This window comes from Serratia sp. T13T92 (genome assembly GCF_047530105.1).
Taxonomy (GTDB): Bacteria; Pseudomonadota; Gammaproteobacteria; order Enterobacterales; family Enterobacteriaceae; genus Chania; species Chania fonticola.
Window position 1 is genome coordinate 1 of the sequence record NZ_JBLJAK010000031.1, and the last position, 23,155, is coordinate 23,155.

The 23,155-nt window shown below is 53.6% G+C and carries 20 protein-coding genes; 8 read left to right on the top strand and 12 right to left on the bottom strand.

The window, feature by feature from the left end; genetic code table 11:
- Positions 1-177 precede the first annotated feature (177 nt).
- The 4 genes from efeB to putP all read right to left on the bottom strand — a co-directional run bounded on the left by efeB (position 178) and on the right by putP (position 5,200).
- Positions 178-1,473 (bottom strand): iron uptake transporter deferrochelatase/peroxidase subunit, encoded by a 1,296-nt coding sequence (efeB, locus tag ACMV5I_RS21620; protein ID WP_202671484.1) that lies wholly within the window; start codon positions 1,471-1,473, stop codon positions 178-180.
- A gap of 11 nt (positions 1,474-1,484) precedes the next feature.
- Entirely contained in the window at positions 1,485-2,618 is a 1,134-nt protein-coding gene (gene efeO, locus ACMV5I_RS21625) for an iron uptake system protein EfeO (protein WP_121607149.1), read from the bottom strand.
- 18 nt (positions 2,619-2,636) lie between these two features.
- Positions 2,637-3,482: an iron uptake transporter permease EfeU gene (efeU, locus tag ACMV5I_RS21630; protein ID WP_024485638.1), complete on the bottom strand. Its 846-nt coding sequence runs from the start codon at positions 3,480-3,482 to the stop codon at positions 2,637-2,639.
- A 239-nt stretch (positions 3,483-3,721) separates the two neighbouring features.
- Positions 3,722-5,200: a sodium/proline symporter PutP gene (gene putP, locus ACMV5I_RS21635; RefSeq protein ID WP_414825233.1), complete on the bottom strand. Its 1,479-nt coding sequence runs from the start codon at positions 5,198-5,200 to the stop codon at positions 3,722-3,724.
- A gap of 555 nt (positions 5,201-5,755) precedes the next feature.
- Between putP and putA the strand changes: the two genes are divergently transcribed.
- Positions 5,756-9,727: a trifunctional transcriptional regulator/proline dehydrogenase/L-glutamate gamma-semialdehyde dehydrogenase gene (gene putA / locus ACMV5I_RS21640; RefSeq protein ID WP_414825234.1), complete on the top strand. Its 3,972-nt coding sequence runs from the start codon at positions 5,756-5,758 to the stop codon at positions 9,725-9,727.
- A gap of 80 nt (positions 9,728-9,807) precedes the next feature.
- Here putA and ACMV5I_RS21645 read toward each other — a convergent pair whose 3' ends face one another.
- Entirely contained in the window at positions 9,808-10,437 is a 630-nt protein-coding gene (locus ACMV5I_RS21645; RefSeq protein ID WP_071680877.1) for a TetR/AcrR family transcriptional regulator, read from the bottom strand.
- A 208-nt stretch (positions 10,438-10,645) separates the two neighbouring features.
- On the opposite strand from ACMV5I_RS21645, the gene ACMV5I_RS21650 reads away from it, so the two are divergent.
- The 3 genes from ACMV5I_RS21650 to ACMV5I_RS21660 all read left to right on the top strand — a co-directional run bounded on the left by ACMV5I_RS21650 (position 10,646) and on the right by ACMV5I_RS21660 (position 12,410).
- Positions 10,646-11,581 (top strand): NAD(P)H-dependent flavin oxidoreductase, encoded by a 936-nt coding sequence (locus ACMV5I_RS21650; RefSeq protein ID WP_121607151.1) that lies wholly within the window; start codon positions 10,646-10,648, stop codon positions 11,579-11,581.
- A 199-nt stretch (positions 11,582-11,780) separates the two neighbouring features.
- Positions 11,781-11,969: a type II toxin-antitoxin system HicA family toxin gene (locus tag ACMV5I_RS21655; protein ID WP_121607152.1), complete on the top strand. Its 189-nt coding sequence runs from the start codon at positions 11,781-11,783 to the stop codon at positions 11,967-11,969.
- A 27-nt stretch (positions 11,970-11,996) separates the two neighbouring features.
- Complete coding sequence (locus ACMV5I_RS21660; protein ID WP_414825235.1) at positions 11,997-12,410, top strand: type II toxin-antitoxin system HicB family antitoxin; 414 nt, start codon at positions 11,997-11,999, stop codon at positions 12,408-12,410.
- A 32-nt stretch (positions 12,411-12,442) separates the two neighbouring features.
- On the opposite strand, the gene tcyN is transcribed toward ACMV5I_RS21660, so the two are convergent.
- The 7 genes from tcyN to ACMV5I_RS21695 form a co-directional block, all read right to left on the bottom strand.
- A complete protein-coding gene (gene tcyN / locus ACMV5I_RS21665; RefSeq protein ID WP_021805696.1) occupies positions 12,443-13,195 on the bottom strand; it encodes an L-cystine ABC transporter ATP-binding protein TcyN in 753 nt (250 codons plus the stop codon).
- 3 nt (positions 13,196-13,198) lie between these two features.
- Entirely contained in the window at positions 13,199-13,861 is a 663-nt protein-coding gene (gene tcyL / locus ACMV5I_RS21670) for a cystine ABC transporter permease (RefSeq protein WP_021180972.1), read from the bottom strand.
- Positions 13,861-14,661, bottom strand: a complete 801-nt coding sequence (gene tcyJ / locus ACMV5I_RS21675; protein ID WP_414825236.1) for a cystine ABC transporter substrate-binding protein — start codon at positions 14,659-14,661, stop codon at positions 13,861-13,863. The genes tcyL and tcyJ overlap by 1 nt, the downstream gene beginning before the upstream one ends.
- 118 nt (positions 14,662-14,779) lie before the next feature.
- Positions 14,780-15,766 carry a D-cysteine desulfhydrase gene (locus ACMV5I_RS21680; RefSeq protein WP_024528879.1) on the bottom strand — a complete coding sequence of 329 codons (987 nt, stop codon included), beginning with the start codon at positions 15,764-15,766 and terminating at the stop codon, positions 14,780-14,782.
- Positions 15,767-15,960: 194 nt separating this feature from the next.
- Positions 15,961-16,470: a flagella biosynthesis regulatory protein FliZ gene (fliZ, locus tag ACMV5I_RS21685; protein WP_024528880.1), complete on the bottom strand. Its 510-nt coding sequence runs from the start codon at positions 16,468-16,470 to the stop codon at positions 15,961-15,963.
- A gap of 60 nt (positions 16,471-16,530) precedes the next feature.
- Entirely contained in the window at positions 16,531-17,253 is a 723-nt protein-coding gene (locus tag ACMV5I_RS21690; protein ID WP_121607154.1) for an RNA polymerase sigma factor FliA, read from the bottom strand.
- 181 nt (positions 17,254-17,434) lie between these two features.
- Complete coding sequence (locus tag ACMV5I_RS21695; protein ID WP_414825237.1) at positions 17,435-18,676, bottom strand: FliC/FljB family flagellin; 1,242 nt, start codon at positions 18,674-18,676, stop codon at positions 17,435-17,437.
- Positions 18,677-18,959: 283 nt separating this feature from the next.
- On the opposite strand from ACMV5I_RS21695, the gene fliD reads away from it, so the two are divergent.
- From fliD to ACMV5I_RS21715, 4 genes are all read left to right on the top strand, one after another.
- Positions 18,960-20,363: a flagellar filament capping protein FliD gene (gene fliD / locus ACMV5I_RS21700; RefSeq protein ID WP_414825238.1), complete on the top strand. Its 1,404-nt coding sequence runs from the start codon at positions 18,960-18,962 to the stop codon at positions 20,361-20,363.
- A gap of 23 nt (positions 20,364-20,386) precedes the next feature.
- Positions 20,387-20,797 (top strand): flagellar export chaperone FliS, encoded by a 411-nt coding sequence (gene fliS / locus ACMV5I_RS21705; RefSeq protein WP_414825239.1) that lies wholly within the window; start codon positions 20,387-20,389, stop codon positions 20,795-20,797.
- Positions 20,797-21,165 (top strand): flagella biosynthesis regulatory protein FliT, encoded by a 369-nt coding sequence (gene fliT, locus ACMV5I_RS21710; protein ID WP_202728445.1) that lies wholly within the window; start codon positions 20,797-20,799, stop codon positions 21,163-21,165. The genes fliS and fliT overlap by 1 nt, the downstream gene beginning before the upstream one ends.
- A gap of 313 nt (positions 21,166-21,478) precedes the next feature.
- Complete coding sequence (locus ACMV5I_RS21715; RefSeq protein WP_414825240.1) at positions 21,479-22,348, top strand: helix-turn-helix transcriptional regulator; 870 nt, start codon at positions 21,479-21,481, stop codon at positions 22,346-22,348.
- Positions 22,349-23,155: the final 807 nt, after the last annotated feature.

Here is a 23,155-nt window from a genome sequence, read left to right on the forward strand (position 1 = left end):
GGGTAATGGTTTCAAACTGGTACTGATGGGGAGAAGGTTCTTTGAGCATGGCAGTCAGTCCGTTTTTGCACTGACCTTATTAGATCAAAGTCCTGGCCTCACGGCCAGGACTTTGTCATCAATCTGAAGCGCAGCCTTTGCGCTGCGCTTCTCTGTCCAACTAACAACTTTAGCGTCTCAAGCTTGCAACAAACTGCTGGCCAAATAATCGCCACTCGTCTTGACGCCCGGTAACACAAAGAAATAGCCGCCGCCGATAGGCTTGACGTATTCCTCCAGCGCTTCACCGTTCAATCGTTTCTGCACCGTCAGGAAACCCTGTTCCAAGTCAGCCTGGTAACAGACAAACAGCAACCCCATTTCCAACTGACCCGAATTGGAAACGCCCAGCGAATAGCTGTAACCACGGCGCAGCATCAGGTTGCTCTGGGTTTGTGGCGTACGCGGGTTGGCCAACCGAATATGGGCATCCATACGGATCAGCTTACCTTCCGGGTCTTTGGCATAGTCCGGTTCATCATGCTCGTGCTTCATCCCCAACGGCGCACCACTGTGCTTTTCGCGGCCAAAGATGGTTTGCTGCTCCTGCAACGGCGTCCGATCCCAAAATTCGACGTGGAAACGAATAATACGCGCAGCCTGATAGCTACCGCCAACGGCCCACGCAGGTTCTCCCGCTTTATCACCGACCCATACCACCTGATCCATTAACGGCTTATCGCTGGTTTTTGGGTTGGCTGTGCCGTCTTTGAAGCCCAGCAGGTTAATTGGCGTCTCTTTGCCCCGGCTGCGGGCCGAGTGTGCCGAGATAAAACCTTCCCGCTTCCAGCGCACGCTGAGCAAGTCTGGCGAATGCTTGATGATATCGCGCAGCGCGTGGATCACCGTTTCATTGGTATTGGCACAGATTTGCAGTAGCAAGTCACCATGACACAGGGCAGCATCAAGTGAATCGTTGGGGAAACGCGTCATGGTTTGCAGATGCAGCGGTTTCTGCGCCTGTAAGCCAAAGCGCTCATCAAACAGCGAAGTGCCAACGGAAACGGTGATGGTCAGGTTATCAGGGTAAATTTCCGGCCCCATGATGCCCGAATCCAACGGTGGCAGCTTGGGATCGACCTCCGGTGCCTTACCGCCGCTGGTGAGGAACGCGATACGGTTAGTCAACAGACGAAATAGCCGTTCAAGATCCTGTTTGTTGGTCGCCAACACGTCGAAAGCCACCAGCATCATGGCCGCTTGCTGCGGCGTCAAAATACCGGCTTGGTGCTGGCCGTAAAACGGTTGTTTTTGCCAGCGTTCGTCCTGCGAGGTAGCCAGCGGCTCTTCTGCAGCCCGGGCCAGGGATGGCCCTGCCAACGCCAGAGCACCGCCCATCATGCCCAAACCCTGCAACAACCGCCTGCGCGAAGGCGAAGCGGCCTGCTCATCTTGAGGAAACGGCCCGTTTTGCGGGCCGGTCTTGTTGTTCATCATGCTTAGCCTTAATCCAGACCCAGCACGCCACGCAGCTGTGACAGGTCTTCTGCCAGCGTAGTGATCGGCCCTTTCATCGCATTACGATCCGCGGTGGTCAGCTTCTCGTAAGACTCATAACCCTCTGCGGTCTTGTATTTAGCCAGGATGGTATCGACGGTTTTAAAGTTGGCGTCGATCTTCGCCAGCAGTGGCTGGTTGGCCTTTTCCAACAGCGGACGCAACAGGTTCACAATCTTCTGGGCGCCATCGACGTTGGCCTGGAAATCCCACAGGTCGGTACGGCTATAGCGATCCTCTTCACCGCTGATCTTGCTGGCCGCCACTTCTTCAATCAGGCCAGCAGCACCGCCCACCACTTTGCTTGGCGGGAAGGTCAGTTCACCGATGCGTTTTTGCAACTCCAGCGTGTCTTTATACAGACCATCGGCATACTCATTCATGCCCTTGGTGGTGTTATCGGCAAACAGCGCTTTCTCCAGACGGTGGAAGCCGGTGAATTTCGGATCTTCGGCTTTTTTCTCATAGTCGTCTTCACGGGCGTCAATGCTACCGTCCAGATCGGAGAACAGCTCGGCAATCGGTTCGATACGCTCGTAGTGCTGACGGGTTGGCGCATAAAGCTTGCGGGCCTGGGCCACATCACCGGCTTTGATCGCATCGGTGAACAACTTGGTCTGCTTGACCAGCCCTTCAACTTCCTTGGTGACATAGACTTTATATTCGGCAATCGGGCCAACCAGATCCATCACATTCGGTTTGCCATCAGCTACCGCCCCCGCAGCCGTGACGACAAGCTTGCCTTTCGGGTTGCTCAACAGCCCACAGGTCATATCGTATTCGCCCGGTTCGAGGTTTGCCGTCATTTTCTGGGTGAAACCTGGCGCGATATTTTCACGCTCTTCCACCACCATCACGCCTTTGAGGATTTCCCACTCCAGGTTCTTCTGGCTGGTGTTATGCACCACAAACTGGGTTTTACCGGCGGGCAGGGTCAACTGCATCGGCTCACACTGTTTGTCGTTTACGGTCACCTTAACTTGAGGGATATCCGCCGCCAGCGCGTTGAGGCTCAGCGCGAAAGCAGGAACGGCCAGTAATGCGGCATGCAATGCCTTGCGGCGAAATAACGGAGTAGACATACGGAATTCCCTAGTAAATTAGTGATGTGTCTTGCGTTGCGCCGGGATCGTTGAGGACTCCGTACGCTGCGGCAGGAAAAAGAAAATCAGAGCAGGGATCAGATACAGGAAATAGACCGCCACTTCGCTAACCGATGGCGCTTCCTGATAGCCGAACATTCCCTCTAACAGGGTGCCCAGCAGTGAATGCGTGGATAGCTGGTTGCTGAGGTCGAACGCGATATCCTGGAAGTGGTTCCACAATCCGGCCTCGTGGAAGGCACGGATCGCCCCGGCAGCTAGGCCCGCAGCCACGAACAGAATAAACAGACTGGTCCATTTGAAGAACTTGGCCAGGTGCAATTTGATACCGCCCCAATAGATCAGCATGCCCACTACGATGGCGCACGCCAGGCCGAGCATCGCACCGATTGGCGCGGCAATGCCCACATCCTGCTGAAACGCGGCCAACAGAAAGAACACCGACTCCAGTCCTTCACGGGCAACGGCAAAAAACACCATCGCCACCAATGCCCATCCTTGTCTTTTACCCGAGTTGAGAGCGTTATCAATCGCCCCTTCAAGATGCACCTTCACCGAGCGGGAAACCTTGCGCATCCAGAACACCATATAGGTCAGGATGCACACCGCCACCACCGCTACCAGCCCTTCGAACAGCTCTTGCTGTTTTTGCGGAAACTCGCCGGTGGTTTCATTGATGAAGATACCTAACGCCAGGCACAGAGCAACGGCGACGATCACTCCAATCCATACCACACCAAGCCATTGACCGCGTTGAGTCCGCTTCAGATAGCTGGCGATCAAACTGACGATCAGCGCAGCCTCCAACCCCTCACGGAACATGATAAGGAAAGGAACAAACATAGAATATTAACCCCTGAAAAGGCGTTTGTAGTCAGCCGCGGGTTCTGGGTCGACCAGACTGCGGCAATGTAAAGAAAAGTAAACCAGAACGATAGTGATTATCATTCTACTGAAAAGAAAAACAAGAGGCGGAAGTGTGATTTTTATTAATCAAATGTCGCTAGTTGTTACAGCTTGGTAAGAGGAGTGATGGGGAAAGCGGATCTCTCCCCGATTACCGGGGAGAGATTAAGGCGGGTTTAGACGGTTTTGAACTCGGCCTCTGCCAGATCAAAACGTTTGGTGATGGTTGCCGAAGGCTGGCGGCCCATCAGGCTGACCACCACGATGGCGATACAACCAAACACAAAACCAGGAATGATTTCATACAGACCCAGCCAGGCGAACTGCTTCCAGACGATCACGGTGATCGCCCCCACCAGCATACCGGCCAGCGCGCCGTTACGGGTCATGCGCGACCACATCACCGAGATCAGCACCACCGGGCCAAATGCGGCACCAAAGCCGGCCCAGGCATAGCTTACCAGACCCAGCACGCGGTTCTCCGGGTTAGCCGCCAGGGCAATAGCCACCAGCGCCACTACCAGCACCATCGCACGCCCTACCCACACCAGCTCACGCTGGCTGGCCTCTTTGCGCAAGAAGGCTTTGTACAGGTCTTCGGTGATCGCACTCGAACAGACCAGCAGCTGACAGCTCAGGGTGCTCATCACCGCCGCCAGAATAGCCGACAGCAGGATCCCGGCAATCCATGGATTAAACAGCAGCATGGCCAGTTCGATAAACACCCGCTCGCCGTTCTGCGTCACATTGCCCGCTTGATCCGGGTTATTGGCAAAGTAAGCGATGCCGAAGAAGCCAACCGCAATGGTCCCCGCCAGGCAGAGGATCATCCAGATCATACTGATGCGGCGAGCGCTACGGATGGTGCGGTGGGAATCCGCAGCCATAAAGCGCGCCAGAATATGCGGCTGACCAAAGTAGCCCAGCCCCCAGCCCAGCAACGACAGGATCGCCACCAGATTCAGCCCTTTCATCATATCCAGATTGGCCGGGTTTTTAGCCGCGATCACCAGCATCGAACTGTCGATGCCGCCCACGGCGAAGATGACGATGACCGGCGTGAGGATCAGCGCAAAAATCATCAGGCTGGCCTGCACGGTATCGGTCCAACTGACCGCCAGGAACCCGCCGATAAAGGTATACAGGATGGTGGCGGCTGCCCCGGCCCACAGCGCGGTGGCGTAGGTCATACCGAAGGTGCTTTCAAACAGGCGCGCACCGGCCACAATGCCGGAAGCACAATAGATGGTGAAGAACACCAGGATCACGATGGCGGAAATCACCCGCAGCAGTTTGCTGTTATCTTCAAAACGGCTGGTAAAGTAGTCCGGCAGCGTCAAGGCGTTGTTGTTGGCTTCGGTATGGACGCGTAACCGTCCTGCCACCAGCTTCCAGTTCAGGTAGGCACCAATGGTCAGCCCGATGGCGATCCAGCTCTCCGAAATACCGGAAAGGAAAATCGCACCCGGCAGGCCCATCAGCAGCCAGCCGCTCATATCGGATGCCCCAGCAGAGAGCGCGGTCACCACGCTGCCCAAACTGCGGCCACCCAGAATGTAGTCGTCAAAGTTGTTGGTCGCCCGATAGGCCAGCAGGCCGATCACCACCATCCCAAGGATGTAGACCACGAAGGTCACCAGCATAGGTGTGTTCATTATTTCAAACTCTCCACTTTTTATTCCCTTCTCCCTTTCAAGCCGCCGTATGTTAGCAGCCTCTTGAAAGTTATCGGGTATTTTTATGTCAGTAATTTCACCCGCCAAGCGCCGGAACGGGGCGCATTGCGATGGTGGCGGATGAACAGCGTTTATACCCATCATGGTCTGAACGCTGGCTATCCTAGTTGAGGCAGTCAACAACCAACAAGAGATTTAACAAAAAAGTCACACGAAACTCACGCCAGGTCACATTTATTCGCTGTTAAGGTTGCACTCGCCATAGCCGAAATGAGTTGCACCTCTTACTTAACCCTGATTAATACAGGGAAATAACCTAGACTCACGCCACAATCCCACTTCTCTGCACGTAATCCGTAGCACGCAAGATGTTAAAAAATCGATTGGAGTCACACTTCGTTATGGAGTGTATTTAACAAGGTTGCACAAAGTTGCAACATGCAGGATATTGTCGGCATCAACAACCTAATTACGCTACGGATCGCCCCTAATCTAGCCGGTTATGAGGGGTCCAAATACAGGAGCTGGATTGGCATGGGCACTACCACAATGGGCGTGAAGCTCGATGAAGCAACCCGCGATCGCATCAAGAGCGCGGCACAACGAATTGACCGCACGCCACACTGGTTAATCAAGCAGGCTATTTTCAATTATCTTGAACGTCTGGAGAGCGGTTCCGATCTGCCAGAAATTCCTACGCTGGCCGCTGCCGGCCAGGCAGAAGCGGATGACGTCACGCCGCAAGTGCCTGAAGAGTCCCATCAACCCTTCCTCGAGTTTGCCGAACAGATCCTGCCGCAGTCCGTCACTCGTGCGGCTATCACCGCCGCCTACCGCCGCCCGGAAACCGAAGCGGTGCCAATGCTGCTTGAACAGGCGCGCTTACCCGCCGATCTGGCACAGGCCACCCATAAACTGGCCTATGGCATTGCCGAAAAGCTGCGTAACCAGAAGAGTGCTAACGGCCGTGCCGGTATGGTGCAAGGGTTGCTGCAGGAGTTCTCGCTCTCTTCTCAGGAAGGGGTGGCTCTGATGTGCCTGGCCGAAGCGCTGCTGCGTATTCCAGACAAGCCAACGCGCGATGCGTTAATCCGCGACAAAATCAGCAACGGCAACTGGCACTCCCACCTTGGCCGCAGCCCTTCGCTGTTCGTCAACGCCGCAACCTGGGGCCTGCTGTTTACCGGCAAGCTGGTGTCTACCCATAATGAAGCCAATCTCTCCAGCGCACTGAACCGCATCATCGGTAAACGCGGCGAGCCGTTGATCCGCAAAGGGGTCGATATGGCAATGCGCCTGATGGGCGAACAGTTTGTGACTGGTGAAACCATCGCCGAAGCGCTGGCCAATGCGCGCAAGCTGGAAGACAAAGGTTTCCGCTACTCCTACGACATGCTGGGTGAAGCCGCACTGACCGAAGCCGATGCGCAGGCCTATCTGGTTTCCTATCAGCAAGCAATCCACGCTATCGGCAAAGCCTCCAATGGCCGTGGCATCTATGAAGGCCCCGGCATCTCGATCAAACTTTCAGCGCTGCACCCACGCTACAGCCGCGCCCAGTACGATCGCGTGATGGAAGAGCTGTATCCACGCTTGCTGTCGTTGACGTTGCAGGCGCGCCAATACGATATCGGCATTAATATCGACGCCGAAGAGGCCGATCGGCTGGAGATCTCCCTCGATCTGCTGGAAAAGCTGTGCTTTGAGCCGCAGTTGGCCGGTTGGAACGGCATCGGCTTTGTTATTCAGGCTTACCAGAAGCGCTGTCCGTTTGCCATTGATGCGGTGATCGACATGGCCAGCCGCAGCCGCCGTCGTCTGATGATCCGCCTGGTTAAAGGCGCTTACTGGGACAGCGAAATCAAGCGCGCCCAGATGGATGGCCTGGAAGGCTACCCGGTGTATACCCGCAAAGTGTATACCGACGTTTCCTATCTGGCCTGCGCCCGCAAGCTGCTGGCGGTACCGAACCTGATTTATCCGCAATTTGCTACCCACAACGCCCACACGCTGAGCGCCATCTATCATCTGGCAGGCAATAACTACTATCCGGGCCAATACGAATTCCAGTGCTTGCACGGCATGGGCGAACCGCTGTACGAGCAGGTGGTAGGCAAAGTGGCCGACGGCAAGCTGAACCGCCCTTGCCGTATTTATGCGCCGGTCGGCACGCACGAAACGCTGCTGGCCTATCTGGTACGCCGTCTGTTGGAGAATGGTGCCAATACCTCGTTCGTTAACCGTATCGCCGATGCCACCCTGCCGCTCGACGAGTTGGTAGCCGATCCGGTCAGCGCGGTCGAGGCCATGGCGGCTAGCGAAGGCCGCATAGGTTTACCACATCCGCGCATTCCATTGCCGCGTGAGCTATATGGTGAAAAACGCGTTAACTCCAGCGGTCTGGATCTCGCTAACGAACAGCGATTGGCTTCGCTGTCCAGCGCCCTGCTCACCAGCGCAAGCCAGCAATGGCGTGCTGAGCCGATGATCGATGCTCCGTTGGATCAAGGCGTTGAACAACCGGTGATCAACCCAGCCGAACCGGGTGATATTGTCGGCTATGTGCGTGAGGCCACCGAAGGTGAAGTCAGCCGGGCATTAGATTCCGCTGCCGCGGCTGGGCCGATCTGGTTTGCCACCCCACCTTCCGAACGTGCCGCCATTTTAGAACGCGCGGCAGAGCTGATGGAAAGCCAGCTGCAAAGCCTGCTGGGGATCCTGGTGCGCGAGGCGGGTAAAACCTTCAATAACGCTATCTCAGAAGTCCGTGAAGCCGTTGATTTTCTGCATTACTACGCTGGCCAAGTGCGTGACGACTTCGCCAACGACAGCCATCGCCCGTTAGGTCCGGTAGTCTGTATCAGCCCGTGGAACTTCCCGCTGGCCATCTTCACCGGCCAGGTTGCCGCCGCCCTTGCCGCGGGTAACAGCGTGCTGGCAAAACCGGCAGAACAGACGCCGTTGGTCGCCGCCCAGGCGGTGCGTATTCTGCTGGAGGCTGGTATTCCTCAGGGCGTCCTGCAGCTGTTGCCTGGCCAGGGTGAAACCGTCGGTTCCCTCTTGGTCAATGATGCCCGCGTACGCGGCGTGATGTTCACCGGCTCTACTGACGTTGCGGGCATTCTGCAACGCAATATCGCAGGCCGTCTGGATCCTCAAGGCCGCCCAACCCCGTTGATTGCCGAAACCGGTGGTTTAAACGCGATGATCGTCGACTCTTCTGCTCTGACCGAACAGGTGGTGACCGATGTCGTGGCCTCCGCCTTCGACAGTGCCGGACAGCGTTGCTCTGCCCTGCGCATCCTGTGCGTGCAAGAAGACGTGGCAGAACACACCCTGAAAATGCTGCGCGGGGCGATGGCCGAATGCCGGATGGGTAATCCAGAACGCCTGTCTACGGACATTGGCCCGGTGATCGACGCCGAAGCCAAAACCGGCATTGAACGTCATATCCAAGCCATGCGAGCCAAAGGCCGCAAGGTTTATCAGGCGGCAAAAAGCCTGGGAGATGATGAGAAAGAGTGGGCTCGCGGCACCTTTGTGAAGCCAACGCTGATCGAACTGGAAAGCTTTGACGAGCTGCAAAAAGAGATCTTTGGCCCGGTGCTGCACGTGGTTCGCTTCCAGCGTGCCAACCTGGGCGCGTTGGTCGATCAGATCAATGCTTCAGGCTATGGTCTGACGCTGGGTATCCATACGCGTATCGATGAAACCATCGCTAGAGTCACCGATCATGCCAAGGTCGGTAACCTGTATGTTAACCGCAATATGGTGGGTGCAGTGGTAGGCGTTCAGCCGTTTGGTGGCGAGGGATTGTCTGGCACCGGGCCGAAAGCCGGTGGTCCACTCTATCTGTACCGCCTGCTAGCCAGCCGTCCACAGGATGCCGTGCAGCGCACTCTGAATCGCCAGGATAACGAGCGTCCTCTGGAGGCTACCGTACGCCCTACGCTGCTTGTACCGCATCAGGCCTTGGAACAATGGGCCGTGGCGGAGAACCATCGCGAATTGGCAGTCCTGGCGCAACAATACGCCGAACTGGGCCAGGGTGGTACCGTTCGCCCGCTGCCAGGCCCAACTGGGGAACGCAACACTTACGCCCTGCTGCCACGTGAACGTGTGCTGTGCCTGGCGGACAACAACGCCGATGCGTTGAACCAGTTGGCCGCCGTGCTGGCGGTTGGCAGCCAGGCGCTGTGGCTGGAAGCGGAATTACAGCGCACGCTGTATCGCAGCCTGCCAGCCGCCGTTCAGGCACGGATCGGTTTCACCAAGGATTGGGCGCAGGATAAAGTCGAGTTTGATGCGGCCATCTATCACGGCGACGCCGATCAACTGCGCACTCTGTGTGAGCAAATCGCACAACGCAGCGGTGCTATTGTCTCGGTGCAAGGTTTCGCCCGCGGTGAAACCAACATCCTGCTGGAACGCCTGTTGATCGAACGCTCATTAAGCGTCAACACCGCTGCCGCCGGGGGTAACGCCAGCCTGATGACTATCGGTTAATCGCCAAATTCGAGTGACACCACCAACCCCGCAGCAATGCGGGGTTTTTTATTGTCTGAGGTATGGCAGTTCAAAAGCCGTCAGGATGCAGATATCGCTTGCCATTGATCCATAAAGATATCCACCAAACCAGAGAGCTCTTCTCGGGTTGCTCCATTGCGGGCTTGCACAGACATGCCCTGGATGACATTGGCAATGTACTTACCCAACAGAGCACAGTTGGTGTTTTCCGGCAGTTCTCCCTGGCGAACGCGCAGCTCCAGGCACTCGACAATTTTTTTCTCTGCGGAATTTCTTGGCTGGCTAAGCTGGTTAAATAACGCCTCATCCTCAGCAGACATCCCAAAAGTGGCAACAACCATAAAGCAGCCGGCGGGAGTCTCTGTGTCGGTAAACCAATCAACGCAAGTACGCAGCAACTGCTCAATTACCTGTGGTAAAGGGAGATCGTCCTGTTCAAGGATCACATCTCTGGCGTGACCGTAAGTGGCCAGATACTTATCCACCGCCGCACAAAATAAGCCTTCCTTGCTACCAAACTCAGCGTATAGCGAAGAAGGTTTGGTTCCTGTTTCCTCAATCAGTTGAGACATCGACGTGGGTTCATAGCCAAAGCGCCAGAACAACCCCATAGCCTTTTCCAACACATCGTCGCGATCGAGTTTTTTAGGCCTGCCACGTGCAGGCCGCTCCGGTAGATCCTTTCTCATGTATAGGGCTCCAGGGCCTTGGTGACACCATTTATGTAACGATCACTATAAAATATTGCCCCAGTTTATACCATGGCGCCACTTAAAATAACGATCATTACAAAATATGATTGCATCATCACCACTCTGCGCGTATGGTCATTAAATAACGATCGTTACATAAGCTGTAAGGATCGTCCTACGCAAAACTTTACTAAGGAATGGAATCATGAAATTACAGAGTTTATTAGCTATCGAAACACCGGTTATTCAAGCCTCCATGGTGTGGCTGAACTCTGCCGAACTGGCCGCTGCGGTCTCTAACGCTGGGGGGCTGGGAGTATTAGGCCCGAATGCAGGACGCCAGGTTGCCAATGGCGGAATAGTTGCGACCGTAGAGGCTTTCCGCCAGGAAATAAGGAAAACCAGAAGCTTAACGGATAAACCCTTTGCCGTTAATTACCTCCTGCCCATCGAAGGAGTCGATATCAGTTTTAAATACGCCGAGCCGTTGCTGGAGGTCATCCTGCAGGAAAAAATTAACATCGTCATAACCAGCGGTAAGGATATTACCAAAGGTGAAACATACATCCGCAGGCTGAAAGAGGCTGGAGTTATCGTTATTCACCGCGAAATCTCACCGACGGTTGAGAACTCCATCATGGCGGAAAATATCGGGGTGGATGCGATCATTGTCACCGGCCATGAGGCTGGAGGACACCTGAGTGAACACCGTATCAGCACCCTGGTTTTACTGCCCCAGGTCACCGATGTGGTCAAAATCCCGGTGATTGCCGCCGGAGGTATCTATAACCTGAAAACCGCAAAGGCGGCCATGGCAATGGGAGCTGCCGGGATCTATGTCGGCACACGTTTTATCACCACGTTTGAATCCCCTGCCAGCCTCAATACCAAGCAAGCGATTGTCGACGTTCAGTCTGAGGAGTTGGTTGAAATTAATACTCCGGCGGGAGATATTCGCGTCATCGCCACCGAGAGTATCCGCGCGGGACGCGGCGAGAGTGAAGTGGGCATCATCAAGACAGGTATGTTAGACGGAGACCACCAATATGGGGTGATCACGGTATCTGGCGCCGCTGGCGGCATTGGCAAGATTAGCAGCGTTAAGGAAGTGGTCTGCGAATTCTCTTCTGCCTTTCACTAATAGATTCTGTTGAGTAGCCAGTAGCACCACGAACATCCCAAAAGCCCTGGCAGAATGAAGATGGCAGCCCCAATTGCGAGCCTCTTCGCAAACCCCGCATTGACGCGGGGTTTTTTATTGCCTGCACAAAAGTCAGCCGATACCGTATTCATCTCCTTGCCAATAAATGTGTATGGTGTGTATTATAAGGAATGAACAGGTGAAAAGTTCAGAACTGATTAAACGACTCGAAAGCCATGGTTGGGTTTTACAACGGATCAAAGGCAGCCACCATCAATTCAAACACCCCAACTCACCGTTGGTGATCACCGTGCCTCATCCCAATAAGGATGTGAAATTGGGAACGCTGCGGCAAATCATGAAGGATGCAGGGTTGCTTAATTCCTAGACCATTTCGCAATGACGAGGTAACACTATGTTTTATCCCGCTTATATACATGCCGAGCCCGATGGCAGCGCCAGCGGCTTTTTTCCCGATGTGCCAGGCTGCTACTTTGCCGGAGACAGTCTCGATCAGACCTTCCAGGATGCCAAAAGCGCGCTGGATGCCCACTTTGAATTATTGAGCGAAGAGAATCAGGCCATTCCACGCCCACAAGCAGTGTCCTTCCATCTGGCTCAGGGCAACGACGCCCTTAATGGCGGCCAGTGGTTACTGGTGGATATCAATATGGACAAGTTCGATGGCCGGGCAGAACGCATCAATATCACGTTGCCCCACAGGCTGCTCAACCGCATTGATACGCTGGTGCAGCAGCATCCGGGCTATGGCAGCCGCAGCGCATTTCTCGCCGCCGCAGCGCGTAATGAGTTGTTAAAGGCAGGATAACGAGGTTAAGGGGGCATCGCCCCCTGACAAGATCACTGATTGAGAAACTTATCCAGAAACTGCTTGGTGCGCTGATGCTGCGGGTTGGCGAACAACGCCTTCGCTGGCCCCTGCTCGACAATGCGGCCATGATCCATAAAAATGGCGCGATCGGCCACGTCACGGGCAAAGCTCATTTCGTGGGTGACGATCACCATGGTGCGTTTCTCTTCTGCCAAAGCGCGAATGGTATTGAGCACTTCACCAACCAGTTCAGGATCCAGCGCAGAGGTCGGTTCATCAAACAAAATAACCTCGGGCTGCATCGCTAACGCCCTGGCAATGGCTACGCGCTGCTGCTGACCGCCGGACAAACGTTTAGGGTAAGCCTGCTCTTTACCGCTCAGCCCCACTTTTGCCAACAGGACACGCGCCAGTTTTTCAGCGCTGGCCTTGGCCTCTCCTTTAACAATCACCGGTCCTTCGATGATGTTTTCCAGCACCGAGCGGTGGGGAAACAGGTTGAAGCTCTGAAACACAAAGCCCACCTGCTGGCGCAGGGCCCGTACCTGATTTTTTTGTTTGCTCAGCGGGCGAGCGCTGTCGATCAAGATGTCACCGACACGGATAGTGCCAGAATCCGGCACCTCCAGCAGGTTGATGCTGCGCAGCAAGGTCGTCTTACCGGAACCACTCGGCCCGATAATCGCCACCACTTCTCCCGCGTTCACCTCAAGATCGATACCGTGCAATACGGTCTGCCCTTTGAACTTTTTAACCAACTGTCTGACTTCGATGGCGCTCATCGGCTACTCCTGATCCTGACGGTTAACGTGCGCTTCCAGACGGTTCTGCAACGCGGAAAGCAAGGTGGCCATCACCCAGTAGATCAGCGATGCCGCCAGATACATGGCGAACACTTCCAGCGTACGTGAGGTGATCAGTTGTGCCTGACGGAACAGCTCCGGCACCTGAATAGTCGCCGCCAGCGAGGTATCCTTGACCAACCCGATAAAGCTGTTGCCCAGCGGAGGCAGCGCGGTGCGAGCCGCCTGCGGCAGGATCACCCGGCGCAGGGTCTGCCAAGGCGTCATACCGATACTGGCCGCCGCTTCCCACTGCCCTTTATCGATCGAGGAAATCGCCGCACGCAGCGTTTCCGACGTATAGGCTGCGGTGTTTAACGAAAGGCCGATTAATGCCGCCGGGAACGGATCCAGCTCAATGCCAAACTGCGGTAAGCCGTAATAGATCATAAACAGCTGGGCGATCAGCGGCGTACCGCGAAACAGGGAAACGTAGATGCGTGACAGCCAGGAGATCGGCCATAACGGCGAAAGGCGCATCAGCGCCAGCAAAAACCCGAGGATCAAACCGAGCGCCATGCCCCCCAGACTGAGCTGGAGGGTCAACAGCGCACCCCGTAATAAAAATGGCGCTGAATCCAGCGCCAGTTGGATACTCTCTTGCATTATTTAGTTACGTCCGCGCCAAACCATTTTTCAGAGATCTTCGCCAACGTCCCGTCTTTCTGCATTTCGGCAATCGCCTGATCGATAGCGGCCAGCAGTTCCGGATTGTTTTTACGCACTGCTACGCCAGCTTCCTGACGAGAGAATGCCGGGCCAGCGACGGCCAACGTATCACCGGTTTTCTTCACCAAATCCAACGCCGCCAGACGGTCGACCAAAATGGCATCAATGCGGCCTACGCGCAGATCCTGATATTTGGTTGGGTCATCGTCGTAGGTACGCACATCAACACCCTTCACGTTGTCACGCAGCCACTGTTCGTAGTTGGTGCCCAGACCCACGCCGACCTTCTTGCCCTTCAGATCGTCGGCCTTGGTAATAATGCCTTCATTGCCTTTCTTCACCAGCGCCTGGATACCGGAAACGGTGTAAGGGGTAGAGAAATCGTACTTTTTCTTACGCTCATCGGAGATAGTGACCTGGTTAATCACCACGTCGATACGCTTGGACTCCAGCGAGGCTAACATGCCGTCCCATTTGGTTGGATTGAGCTTGGCCTTCACCCCCAGATGTTCCGCCAGTGCATTAGCGAAATCCACCTCGAAGCCGGTCAGTTTGCCGTCCTCGCCCTGGAAGCTGAACGGCGGATAGGTGCCTTCCAGCCCAACGATCAGCGTGCCGCGCTGCTTGACCTGATCGAGCAAGTTATCGGCCGCGTAGGTTTTCACGTTCAAGCCGGTGGTCAGCGCCACGGCCATCACACCCAGCAGCAGTTGACGACGAAATTTTGAAAAGACCATAGACACCCCATCTGTTGTTTATCTTTTTGATTTCATGACTTTAACAGTCATAAATACTTCATAAAGGAATATAACCTAATAACTATAGTTCTAAATGGAATAACAACTGTGCTCGGCATCAGACCTGTGGATGATAGGCGAACAGCGCAGGAGCTCCACCAGTGTGCACAAACAGGATCGGACCTTCATCGCGAAAACGTTTCTGGCTGATGCCATCAATCAACCCCGCCATCGCCTTACCAGTATAGACCGGGTCCAGCAGTACACCTTCCTGCTGCGCCAGCAGCTTCACCGCCGCCATACCTTCGTCATTCGGCATACCGTACTGCGGGGCAAAATAGTCATCCCACAGGGTAATGGGGGCCAGCTCGTCAATATCCAGCGAACAGGCGACCGCTTTTTGCAACTGTTCAACCTTCGGTAACTGATCGATCACCTTGCGGGAAACGGTCACGCCAATCAGTTCGCTCTCAGGCAGCAGTTGCTGTAGCCCCACCGCCAGGCCGGCGTGAGTCCCGGCACTGCCGGATGCCACTACGATCGAACTGAAGGTGACGCCATGGCTTTGTGCAGCAATTTCCAGCGCACACTGCACATAGCCCAATGAGCCGAGCGCGTTGGAACCCCCTACGGGGATAACATAAGGACGGAAACCCTGGGCTTCCAAACGTGTGGCCAGATCGGCCAGTTGCATCTGCGGATCATGCAAGGCATCGCACATCACCACTTCAACATTGAACAGATCGAGCAGCAGACGGTTACCGTTACTGAGGTAGTTTTCCGCTTTGGTATCGATGGGGTTTTCCAACAGCGCAACGCATTGCAGGCCGAGCTTGGCCGCCACGGCGGCGGTCTGGCGAACGTGGTTGGATTGAATGGCACCGGCGGTAACCAGGGTATCGGCCCCTTGGCGTACCGCGTCGGCGGCTAAAAACTCCAGTTTTCTCAGCTTGTTACCACCCATGGCCATCGGCGTGACATCGTCACGTTTGATGTAAATGTCGCGGCCAAGGTAGTCTGAAAGGCGGGATAACTTTTCGAGCGGCGTGGCAGAGCCAACCAAATCCAGGCGCGGGAATTGCGCCAGTTGCTGTTGCAGATCCACAACTTCCCCCAGGGAATAAAATAACGGTGTTTGAGTGATAGATTTATCAGATGTGCTCTGAATAATCACTCTTTATTCGTGGGGGTGGCTGCAGGGTAACCCGGCTGGCCGAGTCTAGTTAATCAATACGGAGTTGAACGGGCGCCGCATGCAGCGCCCCTACATTATGAGTTGGCGGAGAAGGGTCCGCAGTCTCAGTAACTTTTTTGCCAGGCCAGGTACTGGTCGTATTTACGCAGCGCAATGCGGTAGTTATCGCTCACCGCCGGTGGCAGATCATCAATAATACGCTGATGGTTGAACGCGCTGGCAAACTGATCGGCAGGATAGTTGTGTGCCACCAGCATTTCATCCAGGCGCCGCAGGCGCACAACATATTCGCGGATGGTGCTGTGGTTCATCTCGGTCTGTTCAAACAGATATTGTTTAAACGCCATGATGTCGAAGTAGCTGGGGTGGCTATTACAGGAGATTTCACTACAAAACCGGCACAGCGCGGTCAACTCGCTTTGCACGTTTTGCCAGACCAGATCGTCAATCGGTTGATCCATCCGGGCGATGGCTTCCTTATTGATGATCTTGCCACGGAACACCAGCGCCATGCGGTCGAGCACCTTCTCGCACTGGGAGCAATGGGTTTGGCTGTGTTTATAATCTTTCAGGTAGCGGCTGAGTGGCCGTTTCTTCAACTGTTTTCCTGGCATCTTTTGCAGTCCATTTATTGCGGCAGTAATCAGGTTGGTTAGGGAGGCAGGCTTTGGGGTTCAGTTGTCCTGGGCCAGACGTGCCCGCAGGCGTTTAATTGCCTGGCTATGCAACTGGCTGACTCGCGACTCACCCACATCAAGCACTGCGCCAATTTCCTTCAGATTCAACTCCTCCTGGTAATACAACGTCAGCACCAGTTTTTCGCGTTCCGGCAGCGCCTCGATGGCATCGATCACCCGCTGGCGCAGATTGCCTTCCAACAGTTGATGCAGCGGATTGGCAGCTTCATGACCTTCCAGCACCGGTTCGGCACTGTCGCCATGCTCTTCCTGCCATTCGTCGTAAGAAAATAGCTGGCTATTATTGGTGTCCAGCAGGATCTGGCGATACTCGTCCAGCGAGACATCCAACCCCTGCGCCACCTCCACTTCGCTTGCTGGGCGGCCAAGCCGCTGTTCCAACTGCTGCATCATGCGCGCCACTTCCCGAGCGTTGCGGCGTACGCTGCGCGGCACCCAGTCGCGGCTACGCAACTCGTCGAGCATTGCGCCGCGAATACGCTGCACGGCATAGGTCGTGAAGGCCGTTCCTTGCAGGGCATCGTAACGCTCAACAGCGTTTAACAGCCCTATTCCCCCTGCTTGCAGCAGATCGTCCAGTTCCACGCTGGCGGGCAGCCTAACCTGCAGGCGTAACGCCTCGTGGCGAACTAACGGTACGTAGCGTAGCCAGAGAGAATTTTTGTCCATGACGCCTTCGGCGGTATACAGATCGCTCACTATGTCTAACCTGCGGATAACGGAGTCATGGCTATTATCCGTAGCAGGTGCAATACCAATCGTCTGAACAGCCGTACAAAACGGGCTTTATTTGTGCCATGTAAAAACCCAGACGGCAGCAGAAGACAAAAAAACCCTGCCGAAGCAGGGTTTGGATGACAGGCTAATCTGAAGGAGTCGATTAACGCAGCAGGGTCAGTACGTTCTGGGTAGACTGGTTAGCCTGGGCCAGAACAGAGGTGCCAGCCTGTTGCAGGATGTTGGCACGGCTCATGTTGGACACTTCGGTCGCGTAGTCAGCATCTTGAATACGAGACTGAGATGCAGACAGGTTGTTCACGGTGCTGTTCAGGTTGTTGATAACAGAATCGAAACGGTTCTGTACCGCACCCAGGGAAGAACGCAGGCCGTCAACTTGTGACAGAGCTTTGTCCAGTACTGCCAGTGGATCGGTGGTTTTAGGATCGGTGCTCATTTCCGCGCCTTTACTAACTTTACCGTCACCATCTACGGTAGCTTTGAAGTACTTGGCATCAGTGCCAGTGCCTTCCTGAATAACATATGACTTACCACTATCATAAGATTTCAGATTAGCAGCATCAGCACCTGTTGGAGCTACCTCTTGTTTAACTGTCGTGGCCGAAGACAGAGTCATTGATGTAGTATCTGTTTCTGTACCGGCAATGGTGCCCACTTTACCTGTGGCATTGTCAATGGTGGCTTTATAAGACTTACCATCAGCGCCAATGGCATACAGATCGCCAGTTGCATCATCTGTTTTGTAACTGGCTGGAGCAGCACCGCCTGCTTGCTTGCCATTGCTATCGATAGCCAAGGTTTTACCCGTTGCTATTGTAGTTGGAGTCGTTCCAACTTTAGCAACATCGACACCATCAGCAACACTGAACTTATCCAGGCCCAAAGTGCTGGCATTGATATTTTTCAGATCGATATCGATGGTTTCGCCATCGTTGGCACCAACTTGAATGGTCAGTTTTTGGTCACCGCTCAGTACTTTCACGCCGTTGAAATCGGTCTGCTCAGAGATACGGTTGATTTCGTTCAGACGTTGGGTAATTTCGTCCTGGATTGACTGCAGGTCGCTAGAAGAGTTAGAACCGTTCTGAGACTGCACGGTCAGACGACGGATGTTCTGCAGGTTGTCGTTGACTTCGTTCAGTGCGCCTTCAGTGGTCTGCGCCAGAGAGATACCGTCGTTAGCGTTACGGGAAGCCTGAGTCAGGCCCTTGATGTTAGCGGTGAAACGGTTAGAGATCGCCTGACCCGCAGCATCATCCTTCGCGCTGTTGATACGCAGACCGGAAGACAGACGCTCGATAGCGGTCCCCAGAGAAGACTGAGATTTGTTCAGGTTGTTCTGCGCCATCAACGACAGGCTGTTGGTATTAATTACTTGTGCCATAATTTGCTTTCCTTACGAATCAGTTGCGACGTTCGCATTCACAATTAAAGGGTTCGGACCTTGTTGGTCCACGGCGTCAACCACCGTCTCCTCAGGTATCGGCGCTCCCCCCGCAACCTTTAGATTTTTTTTCCGTTTTTTTCACTTTTCGCCAATGGCGCGAATAACGCTGTTTTTCCCTCTTCTACTGCGCCATCGTTTTTTCTATTTATCCGTAAACTTTTTGAATACTGAGCCGATAACGCATAGAGCGTAAAAGTCATTGACCATAGGAGAATCACGAATGGCATCGATTAGTTCATTAGGCATCGGCTCAGGGCTGGACCTCAACGGCTTGCTGGACAAGCTGACCAAGGCGGAACAACAACGTCTGACACCTTATACTACCCAGCAAACCAGCTATAACGCCAAGCTGACTGCCTACGGCACGTTGAAAAGCTCGCTGGAAAAATTCGATAACCTGAGCAAGGATTTGGCCAAGCCAGAATTCTTTAACAATACTACTGCCACCACTCACGATCAGTTTAACGTGACTACCAACGCCAAGTCGGTCCCGGGTAACTACAGCATCGAGGTGCTGCACCTGGCGCAGCCGCAAACCTTGACGACAAAGGCCGATATTAAAGATCAAGCGGAGAAGTTGGGCACTAGTGGCGCCAGCGATCGTTCGATTTCGATCACCGCCGGCAACCCGCCCAAAGAGGTCAAAATCCCGCTGGGTGACGATCAAACCTCACTGCTGGAAATGCGCGATGCGATTAACGGCGCCAAGGCCGGGGTGAACGCTACCATCATGCGCGTAGGCGACAACGAATATCAGTTGGCCATCAGTTCCTCCACTACCGGCGAAAACAATACGGTTAAGGTGCAGGTTAACAATGACGATAAACTGGGAGCGATCTTAAATTATGATCCTACCAGCACCAGTAACTCGATGAAGGAAACGGTCAAAGGCCAGGATGCCGAGTTGACCATTAACGGCACCACCATCAAGCGCAGTACCAATTCGATCGCCGACGCCCTGCAAGGGGTGACGCTGGATCTGAAAACCACCACCAAAACGGGCGAACCGCAGAACCTGGTGATCACCGCAGATAAAAGCGGCACCTCGGACAAGGTCAAGGCTTGGGTTGATAGCTATAACTCGCTATTGGATACCTTTAATTCCCTGACCAAATACACCCCAGTAAAGAGTGGCGAAGCACAGAACAACAAAAATGGGGCGCTGCTGGGCGACAACACGCTGCGCGGCATCCAATCCTCAATCAAGAGCGCGCTCAGCGCCGCACAGGACAATCCAGAGCTGAAGGGCCTGGGTAACCTGGGTATTACTACCAATACCAAAACCGGCAAACTGGAATTGGACAGCGACAAGTTGAAAAAAGCTATCGATGAAAAACCCGATCAGGTAGCCAATTTCTTCGCTGGAGATGGTAAGGAGAGCGGTATGGCAACGGAAATCCACAATGAGATCCAAAACTATATCAAGGCCGGTGGCGTGATTGAGAACTCGACCAAGAGTATCAACACCAACCTCGACCGTTTGAATACCCAAATCACCCGCGTGACCGAAAGCATTCAAAACTCCATCGATCGTTACAAACAGCAATTTGTTCAGTTGGATACCATGATGTCGAAACTGAATGGTACCAGTAATTATTTAACCCAACAGTTCACGTCTAAATAGGCGCGTTAACCAGGTAAAATAGCATGTACAACCGCAGCGGAACCCAGGCTTACGCCCAGGTTAGTGTAGAAAGTGGCGTGATGGGTGCCAGCCCGCACCAGCTCATCGTGATGCTATTCGACGGGGCGCTCAGCGCCCTGCTTCGTGCACGCATCCTGATGAATCAGGGGAATATCGCCGGCAAGGGGCTGGCGATCTCAAAAGCGATTAATATCATTGATAACGGGCTAAAAAATGGCCTCAATCATGAACAGGGGGGGGAGATCGCCGATAATCTCGCCGCCTTATATGACTATATGAAACGCCGTCTGATGCAGGCCAACCTGCACAATGATGTGACGGCCCTTGACGAGGTCAGCGGGCTGCTGGAGAACATTGCCGACGCCTGGCGCCAAATTGGCCCAAATTATCAACCCGTTCAGGACGGCGTATAATGGAACACCACCAACAACTGCTATCGGCCTATCAACAGATCCATACCCTGAGCGAGCAGATGATCACCCTGGCGCAGGCTGGCCAGTGGGATGCGCTGATTGAAATGGAGATCACCTACGTCCAGGCGGTAGAAAAAACCGCCCAACTGGCGGGTTTCCCTGAGCCGTCTTCGACCTTGCAGGATATTTTACGCAGTAAATTGCAGCAAATCCTCAACAACGAAACCGAAGTGAAGCGACTGATGCAGCTACGCATGGACGAATTAACGGTTTTGATCGGGCAGTCTACCCGCCAGAGCGCGGTCAACAGCACCTACGGTCAATTCCATGACCGCGCTTTGCTGCTTGGTGAGCCGCAATCAAGATAAATCTTATGTTTAACCGCCTGTCCTAAGTAATTAATAGGATAAAACACTATTATTATCCCGTTGCACCATAATATAAACGCATGAGATTTGAATAATTCGTATGGCAGGTAATGCATGAAAATGCAAACCGCTGGCACTATTGCCGATTTAATGGATAACACTTATCCCGACACGGACGTTTTCTGTTCAACAGGAAACTGATTCTTGACAAGTAAATTACCGAGTTGTGATCGGCAACAGGCGAAAAAATGTTGCTCCAGCCCCCAGCAAAGCGTAAAGATATTCGTAGATAATAACGATGAAATGAATATTGATGGAACGCTTAATTAATTTTTGTCCTGGGATCGGTGCTTCAGCACACATCATTCAGCATACTGAACTGCGACTTCCGTCGCTCTATTTTGAGCAGACGCATCTGTTTTTGATCCAGCAAGGGCAAACACGTATACAGTGGCAGCAGCGGGAGGTGGTAGCTCGCGCTGGGGAGCTGTTGATCATAGAAGGTGGGCTAACCGCCGATGTGATTAATAGCCTTTCAGACAGCGGAATATTCAGCTGCCAGCTGCTGATTTGCGATCCCTTGCTGTTTGATACGCTAGCTAATTCGCCTATCGCGCCGCCGCCGCTCCCTTTCACCGGCGTCACTACGCTGACGAAGCTGCCCTGCCCGTTTTTGCACAGTTTTGAAACCGCGGCGCTGGCACTGACGCTGCACGATCGTTTTCCCCAGATGATTATCCGCCATAAGATGTGCGAAATCCTACTGTGGCTGGCACACCTGGGGATCCGATTCACTCACCAGGAAGCCAATAATCTGACCCAGCAGGTGCGCCGCTTGCTGGCAAGCGATCCGCAACGGATTTGGACCGCCGCCGAAGTGGCTGAGAATCTGATGATGAGCGAGGTGGTGCTGCGGCGTAAACTGTCGGCGGAGAATAGCGCCTTGCGCAGCTTGATGATCGACGTACGTATGAGTCGTGCGCTGCTGTTATTGCAGGCCACAGACTGGCCGATTTCCGCCATTGCACAATATGTAAGCTATGAGAGCTCTTCCCGTTTTGCCGAACGCTTCCGTAAACGATTCGGCTTCGCGCCTACCGCCATCCGTGGGCACCAGCGAATTATGCAGCCCACCGCCGCGCAGCCCACGGCATATCCATGGCTAAATACGGTAGAGGAATAAGTGCAGATTTTAACAACGGCAGGCTGAGGATGTGACGAAGGCCACCCAGAGTGGCCCGTACATCAGTTGAACTTAACTAACACATAGATTAATGCGGCCAACACAATTAACATAACGATGCTGAAAAAACGCCATCTCACTTCACTTTTAGTGCTCATCACCTTTCCTGAGTAAATACTATTAGCGCGATTATTTCCGTAGAAGAAATAACATCCTTGCCAAAGCTGTGCATCGTTCATCTTATCCACAACAGCATCAGCAGACTCCAAAGTACGATCAAAAAAATAACAACCACCGTACATTAGGAATTAGGTCTTTCAATAAAACAGAGGTATTTCTTTAAGTTACACAGTTCGCGGTTTTCTGCCAGTACTTGAATGAGACTCAATTGCCTCACCGTCGGCCTATACTTTTTGCGTGGGCTAAAAGTGACAGAGAACGACTCCACTCAAAAATATGAGATAGTTCCTTGATGCTGTAAGGATATATCTAATTTATATCCCGGTTAATTGACATTTAGGACAATAACTACAAATATTAGCTTAATTAACCAATTTCAAGGAGGATAAGATAATGGAGTATTTGGTAGCATCGCTGACTGTTTTATGCCTTTTTTCCTTTAAGAAACACGCCAAAGTTATTGATAGTAAAAAGATTGGTGTTGCCCATAAAAAACACCGTCGACGCTCAAGACACCGGCTTGCCATGATTTATTGATTAGGCAAATGGGTCGAAAACCACTGAGAATCACATTAGGGAGGCTTACGCCAATACAGAGCTTGCGCTAAAGCCACCCTTTATTTACCG